Source organism: uncultured Maribacter sp., from assembly GCF_947496775.1.
GTDB lineage: Bacteria > Bacteroidota > Bacteroidia > Flavobacteriales > Flavobacteriaceae > Maribacter_B.
In genome coordinates, this window is record NZ_CANMDU010000001.1 from 461,070 (window position 1) to 483,037 (window position 21,968).

Genomic DNA, 21,968 nt, shown 5'->3' on the forward strand with positions numbered 1-21,968 from the left:
CTATATATTCTTTAGAAGTTCCAAGTAACGAAACCATCCTTATATACATTGTATATATAATCTGCTTCAGTAAGCAAGATAAATGTTAAATAAAGAACCAAAAATATAGGTGTCCATACAATGGCTCTTCTAAAAGCCGATTTTTCATCTCTTAAGTGCATAAAGTCCCATGCAATATAATATGCTTTTACCAAGGTAAGAATAATAAAAATCCAGTTTAATAATTTCATACCAAGAACAGATGTTCCTGTAAGAGATTCTGGTTTAATAATACCCAGTATTACTTCTATTGCCGTAATAAATGTTAAAAAAGCTAATACACCCCATATCTTTTGGGTATTATTTTTAAACTTCCAAAGACCTCTAAAAATTTCTAATTTGTGTGCGTGTGCCATTATTTATGCTTTAAATTTCTATATATAGAAATGTATATCTATATTTTATTATTAAACTAAGTAGAAAAATGTAAATACAAATACCCAAACTAAATCTACAAAGTGCCAGTATAATCCAACTTTCTCTACCATTTCATAATGCCCTCTGCGTTCATACGTACCAAGAACCACATTAAAGAAAATTATAAGGTTTATTATTACCCCTGACAATACGTGAAAACCGTGAAAACCTGTAATAAAGAAAAAGAAATCCGCAAATAACCTACTACCATATTCATTATGAATAAGATTGGCCCCTTCTACAACCTGAGTAGCACTTTTAAGCTTTGCTAACGATTCTTCTCTAGAAAGCAAGGTCTTATGTCCTTTTTCATTTATTGTTTCTGTACGTACTAAAATATTTGAATTTGCTTTAAACCCTTTTACTACTTCGTTCACAGTATAACTTGGTAAACTACCTTCCCCATAGAACCAAACACCATTTTTGCTTTGATGCTCTGCTCTCTCTCCAGGAATTGCAACAGCAAAATCACTTAAAGCAGCGCGTTCTCCTGTATCTGCTTTAACAAATTGCAATATTCTTCCTCCTTTAGTTTCCAAAGCACCTTTGTCTCCTTTTATAAAGGTATTCCACTCCCATGCTTGCGAACCAACGAATATAGCTCCACCTATTACGGTTAAAAACATATACCATATAACCTTGTTCTTTTGCATTTTATGACCTGCATCTACAGCAAGAACCATAGTCACAGAAGACATAATTAAAATAAAAGTCATTAGTGCTACGTATATCATTGGGTAGCTACCATGTGTAAATGGAACGTGCGTAAAAACTTCATCAGCTATTGGCCAAGTTTCTATAAATTTAAAACGTGAAAATCCGTAAGCTGCAAGAAATCCTGAAAATGTTAGGGCATCTGAGACTAGGAAAAACCACATCATCATTTTACCATAACTTGCTCCTAAGGGTTGGTGACTACCGCCATTCCAAACATTTTCTTCTGTACCTGTTGTTACCGTTGTACTCATAAAAAGATTACTATATTAATAGAATTTCGACAAAAATACTTTTTTTTTTGACTAAGAAAAAGTGATTCTCTATCAAAACCTAATTTATTTAAAAATATTACTCTACAATAGTCATAAAGAGGATTAAATATACCCACAGCAGGCCTAAGAAATGCCAAAAAATGCCCCCAAGCGAAACTCCAAGTATATCTTCCGAGGAATATTTCCCTTTAATTTGATTGTACAAGACTACCAATAAAGATATTATTCCTGCTACTACATGTGCAATATGCACCATAGCTATTAAAAATATATAAGACATTTTTATACTACTAGTAGGCCCTGTGAAGTAGTAGCCTTGGGCTACCATCTCCGAAAACCCCTTAAACTGAAAGACTATAAAAACAACCCCCAACAAAAGAGTTACCCATAATAGCGCGGTGCCTTGTTTTCCTTTGTTAGTTTCAATAGCTTTTTTTGCCAAAAAATAAGTTACACTACTAATTATAATAATAAGCGTACTAATATAAAAAGATGTTGGTAAGTTAAATTCCTTTATCCAATCTTCCCTTTTGCTACTAATAATATACGCACTTGTCCACCCAGCAAACCCCATAAGCAAACTAACAATACCAAACAAAAGCATCATTTTTTTTGCTCTACTATTTTTCTCTTTCTCCGTTCCTTGTGTTAAATCCATTGGTATTATATAAATTTATCAATAACATAAACTATTTGTATTAGTGTAATATAACTTACACTAGCGAGCATTAATTTCCTTGCGGACGGATTATCCCTTTTCTCGTACAATTTAAATGCGTACACTAACATAACAACACCCATTACAAAAACAATAACTGCAGCAACAATAGATAAATGCAATCTTCCTGTAAAACCGAAAGCAGGGATTACAGATACCACAATCATCCAAATAGTATACATTATTATCTGTAAAGCTGTTCCTTTATCTTTTTTACCTGTTGGCAACATCTTAAAACCACCTTTTTTATAATCCTCATCTAACATCCAAGCTAATGCCCAAAAATGAGGAAATTGCCAAAAAAATTGAATCATAAATAAGGTTCCAGGCTCAACACCAAAATCATTTGTTGCCGCTACCCAACCCAACATGAAAGGAATTGCCCCAGGAAAAGCTCCCACAAAAACAGACAAAGGTGTTTTTGTTTTAAGAGGTGTATACACACTGGTGTAAAGAAAAATAGAAATTGCCCCAAACATTGCTGTTTTAGGATTTAGAATATATAATGAAATAATTCCTATTACCGTTAAAACAACAGCCATGATCATAGCTTTATTAACAGATATCCTTCCTGCTGGTATAGGTCTGTTTTTAGTCCTATTCATTAAAGCATCTAAATCTTTTTCAATGATTTGATTGTATGCATTAGAGGCTCCAACCATGCAATACCCTCCAAAAGCCAATAGTATAATTGCCCAAAAATCGATTTCAGTAGCACCTAAAAGATATCCTGCAATAGAAGAAAAAACAACACTTACAGCAAGTCTTGCTTTCGTAATTTCTTTAAAATCAGCAAATAACAATCCAAAAGAATTACTCTTTACCGAGCTAGTTACAGTCTTCATTTCTAATATTCTAGTCAAGGGCTGCAAATATAAGTCCAAGTCTAATTCCTCACAAAGATTTACTTCAATTAAATTCTATTTTTACATGCAGAAATATTTTATAATACAATGAAAACGAATTATTTACACCTATATATACATTACTATCCCAAATAATTTAATATAAAAAAGAAAAATGGCTATGAAATTTACACATAGCCATTTAAATACTAAACTTTTAATTTAACTGAAAATTTATAGGAATGCTAAAGGGCACTTTTACTGGCACCCCTCTTTGTTTTCCTGGTGTCATTTTAGGTAATTTCCCAATTATCCTAGCCGCCTCATTTTCTAATAATTTATGAGGTCCTCGTAATTCTATGTCTGAAATATATCCGTTTTTACCAATTCTAAAGCCTACATATACTTTTCCTCTTATATTCATCTCCTTAGCAGCATCTGGATACCTAAAATTTTTTTGAATATGCCTTTGTATTTTATCTGTAAAACAAGCTAAACGTTCGCCTTGCTCTACATTTTCACAACCAGGGAAAATTGGGGCATCTTCTACTAACCTAAAAACCATCTCTTCTATTACAGGAGGGTCCTTTACAAATTCAATATCACCAGGCTTTAAATCCATTGAGGAATCATCCGCAGGTATATCTATAAACTCTTCTTCTCCAGTGTCATTGTCATAATCATTCTCAACAACTTTAAACACTGGGTCTTTAATTTTTTTCTGAGTTACAAGTTTTTCCTTTGGAACTTTTTCCTCCACAATATACGTGTCGGGATAAAATTCTAAAACCTCTTCAATAGCATCCGTTTGGGCAACTTCCTTGGATTTTAAATTTTCAAAAGAAGCTTCCAAAGCAAAATAAACCAAACTCATGGCTATTATTAACCCAAACTGGAATCTTGTAGACCCTCTTTTTTGTAAATTTACACTGTGCTTGCCATTTCTATGGCTTGTGCTGGTACTCTTTCCGCTATTCTCATTGCCGTGAGAATTAGCTGTGTTACTTGCATTTTTATTCATAATATTACGTTTTAGACCCGATTATCGGGATTGTTATAATTATGTTAAAATACAATAAGCGTACCAAAAAAAAATCCCAAGCCTAGGCTTGGGATTTTACATATTTTATATGGAATATTTTACTGCAACTTGAACGTAATTGGAATACTAAATGGTACTCTTACCGCTCTTCCTCTTTGCTTACCAGGAGTCATTTTTGGTAATTTACCAATAATCCTTGCAGCTTCTTTTTCTAAGTTTTTATCCGGTCCACGCATTCTAACACCACCAATACTACCGTCTTTTTGTATAACAAACATTACACTAACACGACCTTGAACACCCATTTCCTGAGCAATTTCTGGGTAACGGAAGTTCTTACTAATGTGCTTTTGCATCATCTTGTTAAAACAAGCTCTCTTATTACTTTCTTTTTCACAACCAGGGAAAACAGGCACATTTTCAATAACCGCAAAAGGTACATCTACATCATCAAAAACTTCTTCAACTTCAACATCTTCTACTTCAATAACCTCTTCTTCTTGACTTGTTTCTGTTGACTCAATTACTGTCTCTTCAACCTCTTCCTCATCCTCAACAACTTCAATAATTTCTGGCGCAGCTGGTGGTGGTGGTGGTGGTGGAGTCTTAATTTGCTCTGTCATTGGAACTTCTTCATCTAAATCCTCATCTACATTCATAGAAACGTCATACTCATTTGTTTTTTCATACGTTTTCCATTCTAATGCTCGCCAAACAACTAACATAACTACAGCCAGCCCTATAACAAAGTACATGCTGCTATTTTTTGTTAAATCCGCTTTTGGATTCTTTTTAAGTTCCATATTTATATAATTTAGTGATTGCTAATTTAACTAATATTTTTTTACAAATCCAAATACTATTTCCATTTTAACGCCCATTTCTTTGAAAAATAGATTTTTGTAATAGCTCCTCCAAAAATTGCACCTATACTATTTGCCAACCCATCCAACACATCTCCTTGTCTATCAGCAGTATATACGGATTGAATAACTTCAATAACCATACCAAAAACAATTGCAACGCAAATCATTACAAATAAAGCTTTTATTAGGGAAGTTGAGCCTTGAGTTTTCTCTCTTATAGCAAACACCCCTAAAACTACAGCCATAAAGTAAAAAGTAAAATGAACGGCTTTATCTAGGTGAGGGATATTAAAACTTGGCGTACTTACCTCCGAAAAAGAAAATAAGCTGGAAAATGTTACGAACACCATCCAGCTTAAAAATGCGATTCTAAATATATATTTCTTAAGCACCTATCAGTTCTTTGTAACCCGCATCATTCAACAACCCATCTATCTGCGCTGGATCACTAATCTTTATTTTGATCATCCAACCTTCCCCATAAGGATCCGTGTTTACTTTTTCTGGTTCTTCTTCTAAACCTTCATTAAAAGCTATTATTTCTCCAGATAATGGCAAGAACAAGTCCGAAACCGTTTTAACAGCCTCTACAGTACCGAAAACCTCATCTTGGTCTAGGGTTTCATCTAATGTTTCAACTTCAACATACACTATATCACCAAGCTCACTTTGCGCAAAGTCTGTTATTCCTACCGTAGCAATATCTCCTTCCACACTTATCCACTCGTGATCTTTTGTATATTTTAATTCTGCTGGTATATTCATTGATTTATTTTTTAATTAGCAAAACAAATGTAAGGCATCTAAAAGTAGAATTCCAAAAAAAATATTCATTCCAGAGGCTCCTAACAAAACTTACATTAATTTCCGAAATTATATCTTAAAGTGAACCCTGCATTAATCGTTGTTTGCGGGAAAGCTGTAGAAACCGCAAACTGAGAGAATGAATGATCATAAAAGAACAAAGCATTTAAACTCTTGCTTAGAGCGTAATCTGCAGTAAACTTAATAGACAATAGATTTTGCCCAGAAGTTATTTGGTTATTATCTATATCTAGATTTCTAATAATCGTGATATTATCTCGCATTGTAACATCTGCCTTAAGGTTTAAATCCCCTTTAAGTCTTGTTTTTTCTCCTCCTATATGTGTCACGAATTGCACATCTTTTATTCTATAGCCTAAACCTACTGTATATTCCTTACCATTAATCTCTGTTAACAAGCTATTGTCAAAACTCAAAGACAAAGCTCTATCGGTACGAACTTCTGCAAGAATACTAACAGAGTTTTTCATTTCAAAATCAACTCGCACTAAAGGATTAAACTGATCTGTTAAAACTACATTGTTCATTATAAGTTCTGGCAAAAAATCTTGATTAGCTGCACCCGCTTCTATATCATTTACTCGGGCACCATTTTCTCTTTCTAAATTTGTCTGAAAAGAATTTATACTATAAGACGCTCTATAGCCATGACTTAAAGAAAAGCGTTTAAATTTCTTTTTAAACCATTTATTTCGCATTAAACCTGTATACTTTATATTCCAGTTAGGAATTGGTATTGCCCTAAAGGCATCTAAATTTACTCTATCTGCTTTTTGACCTGTATACGCTGCAAAAAATGCTGGCAACAATACATCTTGTTGTGTTTTACTATAACCCGCAGGAAAACCTTCAACATCCACCGCACCCGAAGATGGATTACCGCGATCTGCTTCTATTCTATTTGCAATAGTAATACGATTTTCTTTAAATTGATTAAAAGTCTCAGAATCGAACTCATCACTCTTACCAAATGCAGTACCAATCATGATAGTAGAAATACTAAAGTTTCCAAATTGATTTACAAGTCCATATCTGTCATCTTTCCAATCCTGAACACTATACGTTTCTTGATAGCTATTAGAATATTGCCTATCAGCAGATAAATCAATAGTTAAATCGCGAATTGGTTGTGCTGTTGCTGTAATATTCAATTGCTTATTGGTACGTTCTATATATTGTTCGTTAAAATCAGGGAACTCAGTTAACCAACCATTACGAGCAGCTTCAAAACGAACATCGGCCTGACTACCAAACACAAAACCAATAGATGGCCTGGTAGTTCCTATAAAACCAATAGATTGTGTATACCCTGGCAAAACCTTTCCATTACTTTCGTTATAATTAATATTTAAACGTTTTACCATAGTTAATACATCTACGGCTGTATTAAATAGTCCACTAGTTTTGCTCTTAGCTTTCTTTTCTTCTTTCCCATTACCTGCCTTATCTTTCCTCATTAGAGGATTTTTAGCTGCTGTGATTTTACCCGTTCTCTTTTTAAGTCCAAGCAAATCATAAAACTTCTGCATAGTCAAAGATGCAGTAAGATTATGTGTATTAGCATTTTGAACTGTATTTATAGAAACTCGCTCGTTAAAAAAATCTGATGCTACTTCAGCTAAAGCATCGCCTCCACGTTGCCAATCGAAATTACTTGTATAGCTATATTGTGCACTAATAAAATCTAGAGCAGGAATCTTATTGAACGGAATTTCGTAATTTAACTGCATTTCTTGCGCATGTCTGTTTGGTTCTCCTATATCAAAGAAACCATCCCACAATTCTAAGTCTTGATTAATTCTTGAATCCGGATTACCGTCTTCTTCAAAGTAATTACGCACAATATTAGTATTAGAACCTTTAAAGTTTAATTGTAAAGATTTAGTAATACTATAATTTAAGGCATATTGCCAGTTAAACTGATAATTTCTTTGTTGTAATTTTGGCAATTCTAATCTATCCACACCTTCTTCTAAAACATCTCTAAAACGTTGTTGGTTAAACTGCCTATTTATGTTAGAATTTACCGATATACTCGAAGGCAATAAATTCAAATTCAAATCTTTTAGCCATTTCCAATATTTACCCGTTAACATAGAATCTTTCTTCGCAAAAGGAGCAACTTCTACAGGATCAAAATTATGACTATATACGAAACCTGTATTCACGTTTTGATCTCTTAATTCTGCTATTTCAAAATCTCTATGATCGGTTTCATTATATGAATAATTGAACGTAAAGTTCTCCACATCATAAAAATTAGCATCCGCTTCTTCACCTCTATTCTTTCGAACACCGATTAGATTTATACTAGTACGTTTGGTATAATCTTCTGCTTGTTCTTCTATAACTTCAGCATTTTTTGCTATTTTCTCTGCTGCTACAGGATCTATTAATTTTAAATCATCATATTCTTTTTCTGCCGCTGTAATACGACTCTTTAATTTAAGATCATCATAAACAGGGTCAAATTCTGGTGTAATTACCTGTTCTGATATTCCATAGTTAAATGGAAGTTGAATACCCCATTTTTTTGGCAATAATTGCCCAACATTAACATTGGTAACCACATCATAAGTAATAGCGTCTTCTCTCGCTCGTTCATTAGGCATTTGATCTACTGCACCAAATCCCGAAGTACTTTTACTTCCTGTAGCAGAAACATTAGCAAAATCTGCAATATTTGCATCTACGGCTGCAACGGCTGCCCAACCTCCATTATTATCTAAACCAGCTAAACGAAGTTCATTAAACCAAACTTCTCCTCGAGCCCTAAGATTATCCAAGTTTTTTATACCAACCATCATAGAACGTATACTTCCTAAAGATGGATTTCCTTTTATTCCTATACGAATTCTACCCAAAGTTCTTGGAGCAAATTCCCCTACTGGAGTAATAGTACCGTTATTAATATCAAAATACTGCGCATCATCAAAGTTTCCGCTAGCTACTATTTTTGACTTAACTTCATTTAAATCGCTTACGGAAACCTCTAACTGATTAACATCTGGCCATATTTCGTTTTCAGAACTTGTTCCGAATGGTGTAAACTGCAAAGGCAATTCTATTTGGTAATAGTTTTCGCTAAAATCTGTACCTATTCTTAAGAAACCAACTAAAGGCGTTGCATTGTCTGAATAGTCACCATCATTTATTTTTTCTGCATGCATAAACATTTTCAGTTTTTTATACTGACGAATATCTATATCTAAATTTTTAAATACCCCACGAGAATCTTCAGATTCTAAATTCTCTACCTTTAAAGATAATGCTTGTTCATTCTGACGTATAATAGTGTTATTGTTATTTAATTGCTCCCTAACTACTCCTGGAGGCAATACATAAGGTATAGGTGTTCTAGTACCGTTTTCTTCTACATTAACTGTATTTACATCTAAAGTTGTCCCATCATCAGCAGCGTTATTATCTACATCATCTTCCTGTAAAGATTTTGTATAGGTACGCCAATCTCCACGAACTAAATCTAGAGTAGCAAAACGTAACACAGTAGGCGTTGTAAAACCGGTCATATACATACGCATGAAACTTACAGATCTAAAATCTGTAATACCACCAACAGCAGCTGAGAAATCACTTAACGGAATCTTATATTGGATCCACCTACGGTTAAGAGTAGAACCATTAGGTAGTTCTGGCGTAACACCTTCTTTTATATCTGTTACGTACGTATCATTAATACTAGTATTTGGTTTTATCTGAATACGATATTCATAATAACTATTTACCGTATTCATAGTTAAATCTCTATCAATATCTTCTACATCTGGCAAAGTTGTAGAACCACGATCCGTATTAGATACCGCAACAGGAGAGTTGCCGTCAGGGTTATTAAAATCTATATAACGTTCTAAAATACTTCCATCTCTGTTTAAATAGTATTGATAATTGTCTAAGGCCGGATCATTACCAGTATTATTGCTATATATAGCTCCTTCATCAGCATCATTTAAACCGTCAAAACCTACATCTTGCATTGTTCTATTTGCTTCTTCAGCATCAAAAGCATATACTAAAGCTTGCGTTTGCGGTACTACCCCCCAAGAAGTTGATCTAGTAGACTCCGTACCATTAGTATCTGGCAATCCGTTTTCATACTGTTTTTTACCATCCCTTAATACATCTTCGGAAATATTACCTAAGTTAAAAACCAATTCTCCTGAACTTGTAGCAATACCATCTACATAAGGATCCAATACCCAAAATTGTACAAACTCGACATTAGATTGTTCAAAATCGGTACTACTTAATGAACGCATAATTCCTGCCCATTTCTCTCCTCCTCCTTTATTTTCAAAACTTGGGTCATTATTATAGGGACCTTTGGCTTCTGGATAATAAGCAATATCTAAAGTACTTTGCACTTGTGTTTGCCCCTGTGCTACGTCTGTATTAGGAAAAACCTCATCTATAAAAACTCGACGACTAGGGTTTGTAGATATATCATCATCACTAATATCTGCTGGTCTTTGGTTAGTATAAAAAATAGGATCAATAGTATACCAAGCCATTTTAGCTCTTCCAAATCCGTTTCTTAAATTATCTGGATCTTCTATTCCTGAACCAAATAAAACATTCGCATCTCCAAATTCCAAAGGAGTACTCGCGAGTGTCCATCCTAAAGAAGCGCGGATATCTATTAATGCTTGGGCCCCTTCAAAATCATCTAAGTATGTGGTTGTTTCTCCTTGGAAATCTGCATTTTTAGGGGAATTTGGTCTTAACCAAGCAATTTCCGCACGCATAGAAACATTAGAAGGAACATCCGTATCTATATTAGGTAGCTTATTAACCATTCTTGTTAAAAAGGGAACTTCTGTAGAGAAATTACTGTTTAATCCAAAAATAGTATTATTTACAGGCTCAACTCCGTAATTCGATTTCTGTGTTAGTGGGCGCTCGTTCATATTCAAAAGCGTACCTCCTAAAACAAAATTCTTATTAAATTGATGTTCTACATTAACCCCTGTAAATCTTCTTGTTTGTTGCCCGAAAACCGCATTATTTTCAACAGAAATATTAATTGGCGTGTTAGATGCTTCTAAAGTAGGGTCTATTATTTGTACCGTACCTGCTTGATAATTTACGGTATAGTCTATGCCTTCTTGTAATTGACGACCACCAGCAGTAACTCTAACCGATCCTCTAGGCACATTAAAAGCCCCTATAGGAATACCATTATTCCCTTCTGATTTATAACGTCCTTTTAATAAAAACCTATTCTTTTCTGGAGTTTGTAGCGCTGCAGTTTTTGTTTGCTCATACATGTCTTTAAAGACATATTTCTTTTGATTTTCATTAAACGACCCCTCGTTCTCATCTGAATAATTACCACCTCCTAATTCCTCAAATAAAAACTCGCCAAACGGTTCTACTGTGGTGAATATAATTCTACCATTTTGAGTGTCTACGGTTAATCCGGGAATAAAATCGAAAAAACCATCTCCTCCTGGTTGTAAATCATTGTAAGCATTTAATCTGTCTAAATTAAAGACATCTAATAAAATTCTTTCTTCTAAATCTTTATTACCATTAATAGGCGCTGGAAAAGGCTCCACAGGGGTAATATAGTTTCTTGGTGTAGTTTCTGAATACAAAATATTCATTTTAAAGTCTTCTTGACTTAATCTATATGCCCCCGTAGCATATATATTTTTCATCATCAAATCCCATATTGGATCTGTAATATTTGTTATATTACTTTTTAGTAACTTAAGAATTAATGTGTTATTCTCAATTATTGGGTTAACTCCTCCTGAAACGGTTGTAGCGTCCAAACCACCATTAGCAAATTCACCAACTTGATACACTTCTCCATTATACGTATATTGAAACGCTACTCCTAAAACCTCATCATTACTTAATCTTTGGTTTAATGATAAATATCCTAATTGTGTATTATACTCATAATCTCTACCTGCCTCTAGTTTTCGAGCATTTTCTAGAATAGCATAATCAAACCCTTGATTTGCCTGATATCCTGGAATATTAAATCCTGCTTCTACGGTTGCAATATCTCTAATAGACTCGGTTAAAGCTCCTGAGCCTATATTGTCTGGATTGTAATCATTAGCGTCATTCCTAGGCAAACTATTACTAGGATTATTAAAAAACCCTGAAGGATTTCCATTTAATTGACCAATTCTACTAGTAGCCTCGGTAGCCTCTCCTAAATCCTGAATAGCTACAACATTCCTAACATTTAAAGTTTGCTGACTACGATTGGTAACCCAAACTTCTAAACGAGTAATTTGTATTTGACTACGGATGTACGGATAATTTGCTAGCGCATCATCATAATTATCTCTAAAGTAATGAGACAAGAAAAAGTGTTTATCCTCATCATAATCTAAAGCAGTTATAGAAAAATCATTAACTGTTCCTCCACCTTGCGCAACAACGGTATTATTTTGAGAACGTTGTTCTGAAAATACTGCTGTAACTTTGGTTTTACCAAATTGTAATTGAGTTTTAACCCCAAATAAGCTTTGCGCCCCAGTAATTAAAGAGCTATTCAAAGGCATATTTACATTACCCACTTCTATGGACTGAATAATATCATCCTCCGTAGGCGTATAATCTAACTTTACAATATTTTGAAAATCGAAAGTAGCTTCTGTATCGTAATTAGCAGTAACCTGAAGACGTTCTCCAATTTTACCCAACATACTTAAACTAATGCGTTGATCAAAATCGAAAGATAAATTGGTTCTATTTCTTGGTGATAAAGAGGGGTTATCATTTTTTTGCCATATAACCCCTAAGTCCATTGCAACAGAGCCTTGAGGCACTACTTCTATACCACCTTCTCCAAAAATAGATTGAAAAAACTTATTGTCTTTATAAAAAACAGGTAATAAATTCTTTTTTGCATCTTTACTACCAGCTTTTTTTCCTGAGAAAGCATCTGACTTTTCTTTAAAGTAAGATTTTATGCCTTCTCTTTTAATTAATTCGTAATACTCCGCAGGAGTAAGTATAATAGGGTAACCTATATCAAAATCACCAATACTCTCATTATAGATATAACGATCCAAATTTGCGTCATATAAATATTTAGACACAATACTGTTTGGATTTTCAAGTATTAACTTTCCTAAAGCATAGCCCGTCTTAACAGAATCTACCTGTTGTTCATTTGCTGTATCCCCAGTATTATCCTGTGCAACAGCGGTTACCGTAGCTCCAAAAAACAATACCAATAGGAAAGCAAACTTAAATGAAGATTTAAGATTTTTTTTTGCCCCTTGTTTCAAACTTCTTACAAATTTTTAAGCGCGAGTTTTATTATATCCTCGACGCTAAGTGTAGGATCTTGGCTAATGATCTTATCAACCACTTTTTCTGCTTGTCTTCTGACAAATCCAAGAACCTCTAAAGCAGATAACGCTTCATCTTTATTTGTATTGTTTGAACTAGTGTAAACTTCATCAATATCATGAACTTTCAAAATCTTATCTCTTAAATCTAAGATAACCCTTTGTGCAGTTTTAGCTCCAATGCCTTTTACAGACTGTATAGACGGCACATCTCCAGTTGCAATAGCATTCTTTAATTGTGTTGGATCCAAAGAAGATAACATAGTTCTTGCTGTACTAGAACCTATTCCAGATACGGACAGTAAAAGCCTAAAAATCTCCCTTTCTGATTTTTCTACAAAACCATACAAGGTGTGGGAATCTTCTTTAATTTGAAGATGTGTTAAAAGTCGAATATTTTCTGCATCACCAATTTTAGAAAAAGTATGCAATGATATATTCACAAAATATCCTACTCCTGCACATTCTATAATAACATGCGTTGGATTTTTTTCTACTAATTTACCGTTAAGATGAGTAATCATAATTTATGAATATAACTAGAATTCTTTAATGAAATCAGTCCTATTTTTGTCCCGTTTTTTCCTTTTTTCTCTTTTCTCTTTCTTGAGCATCTATCACCGCAACGGCAGTCATATTTACCATTTCATCTACACTTGCTCCTAGCTGAAGAATATGCACTGATTTTCTTAGACCAACCATTATTGGACCAATAGAATCTGTTCCATTCAGCTCTTTTAATAGTTTGTATGTGATATTCGCTGACTCTAAATTAGGGAATATTAAAGTGTTAACTTTTTTTCCTGCTAGTTTAGAAAAAGGAAATTTACTTTCTAATAGCTCTCTATTTAAAGCAAAATCGGTCTGGATTTCTCCATCCACTATTAAGTCCGGATTTGCCTGATGTAACATATTAACGGCATCCTTTACTTTCTTAGCGCTAGGATCTGTCGATGACCCAAAATTTGCATAAGAAAGCATCGCTATTACTGGTTCAAAACCAAAAGTCGTAGCTACATTTGCTGTCATTTGGGTTATCTCTGCCAACTCCTCAGCATTGGGGTCAATGTTAATAGAAGTATCTGCTAAGAACATTGGCCCTCTATCTGTATCCATAATGTGCACCGTAGAAACTTTCTTTACATTAGCTGCTCTACCTATAATTTCAAAAATAGGTTTTACAACCGAAGGATATGCTCTAGAGTAACCAGTTACCATACCATCTGCATCTCCTTCAACAACCATCATAGATCCGTAATGAGTGCGCTCTCTCATTTTACGAAGCGCCTCATACATACCAACACCGTTTCTTTTTCTATTTTGAAAATATGTTTCAGCATATTGCTTACGCTTTTCTAGTGCTTCATCTACTTTAGGGTCAATAATTTCAACATCCGCATCGAACTCTAGTTCTACTTTAAGTTCTTCAATAACTTCCTTTTTACCTAACAAAATAGGTATTGCTATTCCTTCATCGTAGGCAATCTGGGCCGCTTTTAATACATCTAGGTGGTCCGCCTCTGCGAAAACTATTCTTTTAGGATATCTTCTTGCCCTATCATGTAATAATCTAACAATTTTATTATCACTTCCTGAACGTTGTAAAAGTTCTTCTCTATACCTATCCCAATCTTCTATTGGCTCTCTTGCAACACCGCTTTCCATTGCTGCTTTAGCAACTGCTGGTGGAATTTCTGAGATTAATCTCGGATCAAAAGGTTTAGGTATTATATAATCTTTTCCAAAAGTTAAACGCGTTTTACCATAGGCAATATTCACTTGCTCTGGAACTGGCTCTTTTGTTAAATCAGCCAACGCTTTTACGGCTGCCATTTTCATAGCTTCATTAATTCCAGTAGCTCTAACATCCAAAGCACCTCTAAAAATAAATGGAAAACCTAATACATTATTCACCTGGTTAGGATGATCTGATCTACCTGTTGCCATTATTACATCTTCTCTTGTTCTACAAGCTAAATCATACCCTATTTCAGGGTTTGGATTAGCCATTGCAAATACAATAGGGTTGTTTGCCATTGAAAGCAACATTTTGGGCTTCACCACATCTGCAATGGAAAGACCTACAAATACATCTGCATCTTGCATAGCTTCCTCCAAAGTATCGATTTTACGATCGGAAGCAAATTCTAACTTCTCCTTTGTTAAATTATTGCGATCCTTTCGAATAACACCTTTGCTGTCGAGCATAACAATATTTTCGGCTCTTGCCCCAAAAGCTTTATATAATCTTGTGCAAGAAACAGCAGCTGCACCAGCTCCGCTTACCACTATACGTACTTCTTCTATTTTCTTTTCTGCAATCTCTAGAGCATTCAGTAAAGCCGCTGCAGAAATTATTGCAGTTCCGTGCTGGTCATCATGCATTACAGGAATATCTAATTCCTCTTTTAATCTTCGTTCAATCTCAAAAGCCTCAGGTGCCTTTATATCTTCCAAATTTATCCCTCCAAAAGTGGGTGCTATATTTTTTACTGTCTGAATAAATTCCTCTACATTTTCAGTATCTACTTCAATATCAAAAACATCAATATCTGCAAAAATTTTAAATAACAAACCCTTGCCTTCCATTACTGGCTTAGATGCTTCCGGACCTATATTACCTAGTCCCAACACCGCTGTACCGTTTGATATTACTGCTACTAAGTTTCCTTTTGCAGTATATCTATACGCATTGTTTTTATCTTTCTCTATTTCTAAACAAGGTTCTGCTACACCTGGGGAGTATGCCAAAGCCAAATCTCTTTGCGTTGCGTAAGGCTTAGTAGGAACAACTTTTATTTTACCAGGAATTGGTTTTGCATGATAAATTAGTGCTTCTCTTCTATTTCTTTGTTTACTCATACCTAAAGTTTAGAAATACAAATCTAAGAGTATTCTTTTGTATTTAACACTTAAATATTGGTTAAGTGCATTAATTTTTTTTATTCTCAAATAACAATTTGTTATACTATTATTTAAGAAATTTAATATTTCTTTGAAGCCCTAAGAATTTAGTTCTTTTTACAGCAGATTTCTGAAACACTTTTCTAAATACATCTTCTGTTATCTCTTCCCAATCTTTTTTGTTCATACTAAGCAGATCCGGATGCGGATTAAACAGAGGTTCGGAATGCGCTTTAGAAAATCTATTCCAAGGGCATACATCTTGGCAAACATCACATCCAAAAATCCAATCATCCATTTTACCTTGGAATTCTGATGGTATTTCTTCTTTTAACTCGATAGTTAAATAAGATATACATTTACTACCATCTACTTTATAAGGCTCTATTATTGCTTGTGTTGGACAAGCCTCTATACATGCAGTACATGTACCACAGTGATCGGTTACTCTGACATCATAAGATAAATCTAAATCTACTATTAGCTCTGCTATAAAATAAAAAGAACCGACTTGCTGGGTTAATAAATTACTGTGCTTACCAACCCACCCTAAACCACTTTTAGCCGCCCAAGCTTTATCTAAAACAGGAGCCGAATCTACAAATGCTCTACCTCCTACTTCTCCTATTTCTTCACTTATAAAATTCTGAAGTTCTCGTAATTTAGATTTTATAATATAATGATAATCATGTCCATAAGCATATTTAGACAACTTAAAACTGTCTTCTGTTTGATTTTTTTCTGGAAAGTAATTAAGCAATAAGGAAATAACCGATTTAGCACCGTCTACTAGTAAACGAGGGTCTAAACGTTTATCAAAATGGTTTTCCATATATTGCATCTTTCCATTTCTGTTTTCTTTTAACCAATTTTCTAGGCGAGGTGCCTCCTCCTCTAAAAATTCAGCTTTAGAAATACCACAAGAAAGAAAACCCAAGCGCTTAGCTTCTTCCTTTATTAATGCACTATGTTTTTCCCTTACATTCATTAATTAGCAAAAATAGGTATTCCCCTCTAGGCATACTTTATTATTTTAAAAATAGAAACATATCTGTAACAATTCTTATAAGATGCCTACTAACACAACAATGATTACTAAATCCTTCTTATGATTAAAATTGAGAATTTAACAAAATCCTTTACTACCAGCACAAGAAAAGGATTTAAAACTAATACAACGACTGTAAATGCCGTAAATCAAATTTCTTTTCAATGTGTTCCTGGACGAATTTTTTCTCTTCTTGGACCAAATGGAGCTGGAAAAACAACTACATTAAGAATGATTGCTGGTATTATAAACCCTACATCCGGGTCAGCTATAGTTGATAATTACGATATTTCTCAAGGAAGCAATGAAGTTAAAAAACGAATTGGTTTTTTAACTGGTTCTACTGGATTATACGAACGACTAAATCCTGATGAGACTTTAGATTTTTTTGGGAAAATTTATAAAATTCCCGAAGAAAAACTCAAAGAACGCAAAGCCTATCTTTTTGATAAATTAGGCATTAACGACTTTCGTAAAAAAAGAGTGGGCCAAATGAGCACCGGAATGAAGCAAAAGGTTTCTATTGCTCGTACGCTTATACACGACCCCGAGGTTCTTATTTTTGACGAACCTACTTCTGGATTAGATGTTATTACAGCGGAAAGTATAATTGACCTAATAAGAGAATCTAAAGAAAATAACAAAACAGTAATTTTTTCTTCCCATATTATGAGCGAAGTAGATTTATTATGCGATGATCTTGCAATAATTAATAAAGGCTCTATCATATACAATGACACCTTTCATAATTTTAAAAATGAAATGAAAGCCAACAACCTTACTCAAGAATTTATAAATAGAGTTAAAGAAGCATAAACTATGAGAGATTTACTTATAATTATAAAAAAAGAATTATCGGAGCTTTTAAGAGATAAAAAAACTATCATAAACTCTATAGTTCTTCCTACTCTATTAGTTCCAATTTTGTTATTTGGAGTGATGAAAGTTACCAAAATGATTGAGAAAAAGGAACAACATAAAACTATAAAAATTGGGTTAGTAAATGCTCCTAAAGCCTTTCTGCATTTAATTAAAACAGATACTTTAAATACAATAAGCACCTTTTCTGAAGGTGATGATTTTAAAAGCTTAATTGATAATAAAACTATCCATACCGCTATTGTTTTTCCTAGTAATTGGAAAACTCAGATGGATAGCTTAAACATTAGTTCTATTAAAATATACCGTAATAGTTCTAAAAACAACATAAATCAAAGAGTCTCAAAAGTTATTACTGCGTACAACACGCAATTAAAAGAAGACAGAATTGCCCAATTGCAGATTCCTATTGAGAAAATGAAACCTTTTACTAAAAATTATATTGAGGTCGGAGAACAAAAAGAGCTTATAGGTAAGCGCATCGGTGGTTTTATACCATATTTATTTATATTAACCATGTGGGGAGGCTGTCTTTTAGCTGCTATAGATTTAGTTACAGGGGAAAAAGAAAGAAAAACTATTGAAACAACCTTATCCTTACCCGTTTCTAAGTTCAAAGTCTTATTGGGTAAAGCATTTGTAGCATCTTTCTTAGGGTTTATACCTGCAGTATTAAATTTATTAGGGCTTATAATTGGATTAAAAATTGTTGACGACATTCCCGATTCTTTTAAATTAGTAATTAATGAGATGCTAAATTTTGAAGCTGTTACCTTAATACTATTACTTTTAATTCCTTTTTCTTTATTCCTTTCCGGACTTATTATTTCTTTAGTTGCCGGGGCATCTACATTTAAAGAAGCTCAAAGTAAAGCTACGCCAATAATAATGCTAATAATAATCCCTTTAGTTTTAGCTATGATGCCAGGTATAGAGCTAAGTTGGTCTACCGTTTTAATTCCTGTTTTAAATATTGGATTAGGGGTTAAAGAAATAATGGCAGGCACTATAGATATGATGCAATACGTAGTTATCCTACTATCTCTAATTGCCTTTGCTATAGGAACTATTTACTTTAGTTATAAAAAATTCTCTGATGAAAATGCTATTTTAAAATAAGCTATAATATATAAGAGCGATAGTCATAAAAACTATCGCTCTTTAGTTTTTAAAACATAAGAAGATTAGAACAATCCTCCTTGCACGTTTCCTTTTATTTTTCCTAAATGCTTATAGGCTTGCTCCGTTACTTCTCTTCCTCTAGGTGTACGCATAATAAACCCTTGTTGAATTAAAAAAGGTTCATATACCTCTTCTATTGTTTCAGGACTTTCGGACACAGCGGTTGCAATAGTAGAAATACCTACAGGCCCACCTTTAAATTTATCTATAATGGTAGTTAATATTTTATTATCCATTTCATCCAGCCCATGCGCATCTACATTAAGAGCTTTTAAGCTAAACTTAGAAATATCCATATCTATTTTTCCATTCCCTTTTATTTGAGCAAAATCTCGAACTCGTCTTAAAAGAGCATTACAAATTCTAGGAGTTCCTCTACTTCTCCCTGCTATTTCTATTGCTGCTTCATTTGTAATCGGCACTTGTAAAATTTCTGCACTTCGTTCTACTATGGTCGAAAGTAATTCCGTAGAATAATATTGCAACCTACTCTGAATACCAAAACGAGCTCGCATAGGTGATGTTAATAAACCAGACCTAGTAGTAGCTCCAATTAAAGTAAAGGGGTTTAAATTTATTTGTACTGTTCTGGCATTGGGGCCAGACTCTATCATTATATCAATTTTATAATCCTCCATAGCGGAATATAAATATTCCTCTACTATAGGGCTAAGTCTATGAATTTCATCTATAAATAGAACATCACGCTCTTCTAAATTAGTCAAAAGACCTGCTAAATCCCCCGGCTTATCTAGCACAGGACCGGACGTTATTTTAATACCAACCCCTAGTTCGTTTGCTAAAATATGAGCTAAAGTTGTCTTTCCTAAACCTGGAGGCCCATGAAATAATGCATGATCCAAAGCTTCTCCTCTTTGGTTTGCCGCTTCCACAAAAACTTGCAAATTTTCTAGAACCTGTTCTTGCCCAGTAAAGTCATTAAAACTTACAGGCCGTAAGGCTCTTTCTATATCAAATTCCTCTGAAGAAAAATTTTCTGTGGTAGGATCTAAGTTCTCATTCATATAAAACAAAGATAGGAAAATTCAAATGTTAAAATTTAAAGAAATATTCATTATTACAACGTTATAGTTAACTGACTATCAGGGAATATGACATATGTCATCTTTTTTATTTGTAATAATACCATCCTTTGTATAGAATTATTAACAACAACAAATACCAATTTTTAAAATAACGATAATGGCAACAAAATTTGATTTACACCAGTACGGAATTGAAACCGAAAAAATTTACAGAAACAGTAGTGTTCCTGTATTGTATGAACTAGGATTAAGATTAGAAAAAGGAACTGCTATTTCTGATGTAGGTGCGTTAATGACATTCTCAGGAGAAAAAACAGGACGTAGCCCAAAAGATAAGCGCATTGTAAGACACCCTGATTCTGAAAATAACATTGATTGGGGAGATATTAACATTGGATTAGATGAGCATACTTTCATGGTAAACCATGAACGTGCTTTAGATTATCTAAATACTTGCGAGCATTTATTCGTTGTTGATGCTTACGCAGGATGGGACCCTAATTACAGAATTAAAACAAGAATTGTTTGTACTCGTGCATACCACGCATTATTTATGCAGAACATGCTTATTATGCCAACAGAAGAGGAATTAGCTAATTTTGGAGAACCAGATTACGTTATTCTTAATGCTGGTCAATTTCCTGCAAACAGATATACTTCTGAAATGACATCTAAGACCAGTGTTGACCTAAACTTAGAAAGAAAAGAAATTGTAATCTTAGGTACAGAATACGCAGGGGAAATGAAAAAAGGTATTTTCTCTATCATGAACTACCTAATGCCATTACAAGATGTATTACCAATGCACTGCTCAGCCAATGTAGGAGAAGAAGGAGACGTAACTATCTTATTTGGACTTTCTGGAACAGGAAAAACTACTTTAAGTGCAGACCCAAAACGTAAATTAATAGGAGATGATGAACACTGTTGGACAGACGATGGTACTTTTAACATTGAAGGTGGTTGTTATGCAAAAGCCATTGATCTTTCTGCAGAAAAAGAACCAGATATTTTTAACGCGATTAAATTTGGTACTGTATTAGAAAATGTAGTGTACGACAAACAAACAAGAGCAGTAGATTATACCGATGTTTCTATTACCCAAAACACTAGAGCATCTTACCCAATACAATATATTGATAATGTGCAAATGCCTTGTGTTGCAGGACACCCGGTAAATATTATTTTCCTTACTTGTGATGCTTTTGGAGTTTTACCTCCTGTAAGTAAACTTACACCCGAGCAAGCTAGTTATCACTTTATCTCTGGATATACTGCAAAAGTAGCAGGAACAGAAATGGGAGTTACAGAACCCCAAGCAACATTTAGCGCTTGTTTTGGAGCAGCATTTATGATGTGGCATCCTAATAAATATGCCGAATTATTAGCAAAGAAAATAAAAGGCCATAAAGTAAATGCTTGGCTAGTAAATACAGGATGGAATGGTACAGGTTCTAGAATGAAACTGAAGCATACAAGAGCAATGATTGATGCTATTCACCATGGTGACTTTGACAATGTAGCTTATGTTAAAGATGAAGAATTTGGCTTCCAAGTTCCTACAGAATGTCCTGGTGTTCCAAGTGAAGTTTTAGTACCTATTAATACTTGGGATGACAAAGAGAAATATGCTGTAACTAAAAACAAACTTATTTCTTTATTTGCCGAAAACTTCAAACAATTTGAAGGCGGCGTAAACCCAGAAATTTTAGAAGCTGGTCCTAAATCACCAGAACTGGCATAATATTCTGTTTTTTTTAATAGCCCCTTGATTATAATAATATAATCAAGGGGCTTTTTTTTTGAGTTTAGTTTTTCAGATAATAATTGT

General features: G+C 33.9%; 16 protein-coding genes. 3 read left to right on the top strand and 13 right to left on the bottom strand.

Features of this window, described 5'->3' with window-relative positions; genetic code table 11:
- Window positions 1–11: 11 nt before the first annotated feature.
- The 12 genes from Q0856_RS02175 to queG all read right to left on the bottom strand — a co-directional run bounded on the left by Q0856_RS02175 (window position 12) and on the right by queG (window position 16,970).
- On the bottom strand, window positions 12–395 hold the full coding sequence (locus Q0856_RS02175; RefSeq protein WP_298473612.1) for a cytochrome C oxidase subunit IV family protein: 384 nt from the start codon (window positions 393–395) through the stop codon (window positions 12–14).
- Window positions 396–446: 51 nt separating this feature from the next.
- A complete protein-coding gene (locus Q0856_RS02180) occupies window positions 447–1,424 on the bottom strand; it encodes a cytochrome c oxidase subunit 3 (RefSeq protein WP_298473614.1) in 978 nt (325 codons plus the stop codon).
- Between the two features lie 97 nt (window positions 1,425–1,521).
- Window positions 1,522–2,103 carry a cytochrome c oxidase subunit 3 gene (locus tag Q0856_RS02185; protein WP_298473617.1) on the bottom strand — a complete coding sequence of 194 codons (582 nt, stop codon included), beginning with the start codon at window positions 2,101–2,103 and terminating at the stop codon, window positions 1,522–1,524.
- A 5-nt stretch (window positions 2,104–2,108) separates the two neighbouring features.
- Window positions 2,109–3,008, bottom strand: a complete 900-nt coding sequence (cyoE, locus tag Q0856_RS02190) for a heme o synthase (RefSeq protein WP_298502174.1) — start codon at window positions 3,006–3,008, stop codon at window positions 2,109–2,111.
- Between the two features lie 217 nt (window positions 3,009–3,225).
- Window positions 3,226–4,029 carry an energy transducer TonB gene (locus Q0856_RS02195; protein WP_298502177.1) on the bottom strand — a complete coding sequence of 268 codons (804 nt, stop codon included), beginning with the start codon at window positions 4,027–4,029 and terminating at the stop codon, window positions 3,226–3,228.
- Between the two features lie 119 nt (window positions 4,030–4,148).
- The gene (locus Q0856_RS02200) at window positions 4,149–4,853 is read right to left on the bottom strand and encodes an energy transducer TonB (RefSeq protein ID WP_298473628.1); all 705 of its coding nucleotides are present in this window, start codon (window positions 4,851–4,853) and stop codon (window positions 4,149–4,151) included.
- Between the two features lie 56 nt (window positions 4,854–4,909).
- A complete protein-coding gene (locus tag Q0856_RS02205; RefSeq protein ID WP_298475126.1) occupies window positions 4,910–5,266 on the bottom strand; it encodes a VanZ family protein in 357 nt (118 codons plus the stop codon).
- A gap of 34 nt (window positions 5,267–5,300) precedes the next feature.
- Window positions 5,301–5,681 carry a glycine cleavage system protein GcvH gene (gcvH, locus tag Q0856_RS02210; protein ID WP_298473631.1) on the bottom strand — a complete coding sequence of 127 codons (381 nt, stop codon included), beginning with the start codon at window positions 5,679–5,681 and terminating at the stop codon, window positions 5,301–5,303.
- Window positions 5,682–5,776: 95 nt separating this feature from the next.
- Window positions 5,777–13,015 (bottom strand): cell surface protein SprA, encoded by a 7,239-nt coding sequence (gene sprA / locus Q0856_RS02215; protein ID WP_298502180.1) that lies wholly within the window; start codon window positions 13,013–13,015, stop codon window positions 5,777–5,779.
- A 5-nt stretch (window positions 13,016–13,020) separates the two neighbouring features.
- Complete coding sequence (ruvA, locus tag Q0856_RS02220) at window positions 13,021–13,602, bottom strand: Holliday junction branch migration protein RuvA (RefSeq protein WP_298473637.1); 582 nt, start codon at window positions 13,600–13,602, stop codon at window positions 13,021–13,023.
- Between the two features lie 40 nt (window positions 13,603–13,642).
- A complete protein-coding gene (locus tag Q0856_RS02225; protein WP_298473639.1) occupies window positions 13,643–15,940 on the bottom strand; it encodes an NADP-dependent malic enzyme in 2,298 nt (765 codons plus the stop codon).
- Window positions 15,941–16,049: 109 nt separating this feature from the next.
- Window positions 16,050–16,970: a tRNA epoxyqueuosine(34) reductase QueG gene (gene queG / locus Q0856_RS02230; protein WP_298502185.1), complete on the bottom strand. Its 921-nt coding sequence runs from the start codon at window positions 16,968–16,970 to the stop codon at window positions 16,050–16,052.
- Window positions 16,971–17,090: 120 nt separating this feature from the next.
- On the opposite strand from queG, the gene Q0856_RS02235 reads away from it, so the two are divergent.
- Together Q0856_RS02235 and Q0856_RS02240 are read left to right on the top strand one after the other, a co-directional pair.
- Complete coding sequence (locus tag Q0856_RS02235) at window positions 17,091–17,846, top strand: ATP-binding cassette domain-containing protein (RefSeq protein ID WP_298473645.1); 756 nt, start codon at window positions 17,091–17,093, stop codon at window positions 17,844–17,846.
- Window positions 17,847–17,849: 3 nt separating this feature from the next.
- A complete protein-coding gene (locus Q0856_RS02240) occupies window positions 17,850–19,028 on the top strand; it encodes an ABC transporter permease (RefSeq protein ID WP_298473648.1) in 1,179 nt (392 codons plus the stop codon).
- A 65-nt stretch (window positions 19,029–19,093) separates the two neighbouring features.
- Here Q0856_RS02240 and ruvB read toward each other — a convergent pair whose 3' ends face one another.
- Window positions 19,094–20,116, bottom strand: coding sequence for a Holliday junction branch migration DNA helicase RuvB (gene ruvB / locus Q0856_RS02245; RefSeq protein WP_298473651.1), 1,023 nt, complete (start codon window positions 20,114–20,116; stop codon window positions 19,094–19,096).
- A gap of 178 nt (window positions 20,117–20,294) precedes the next feature.
- Here ruvB and pckA point away from each other — a divergent pair, with 178 nt between their 5' ends.
- On the top strand, window positions 20,295–21,881 hold the full coding sequence (gene pckA / locus Q0856_RS02250) for a phosphoenolpyruvate carboxykinase (ATP) (RefSeq protein ID WP_298473654.1): 1,587 nt from the start codon (window positions 20,295–20,297) through the stop codon (window positions 21,879–21,881).
- The last annotated feature ends 87 nt before the right edge of the window (window positions 21,882–21,968 follow it).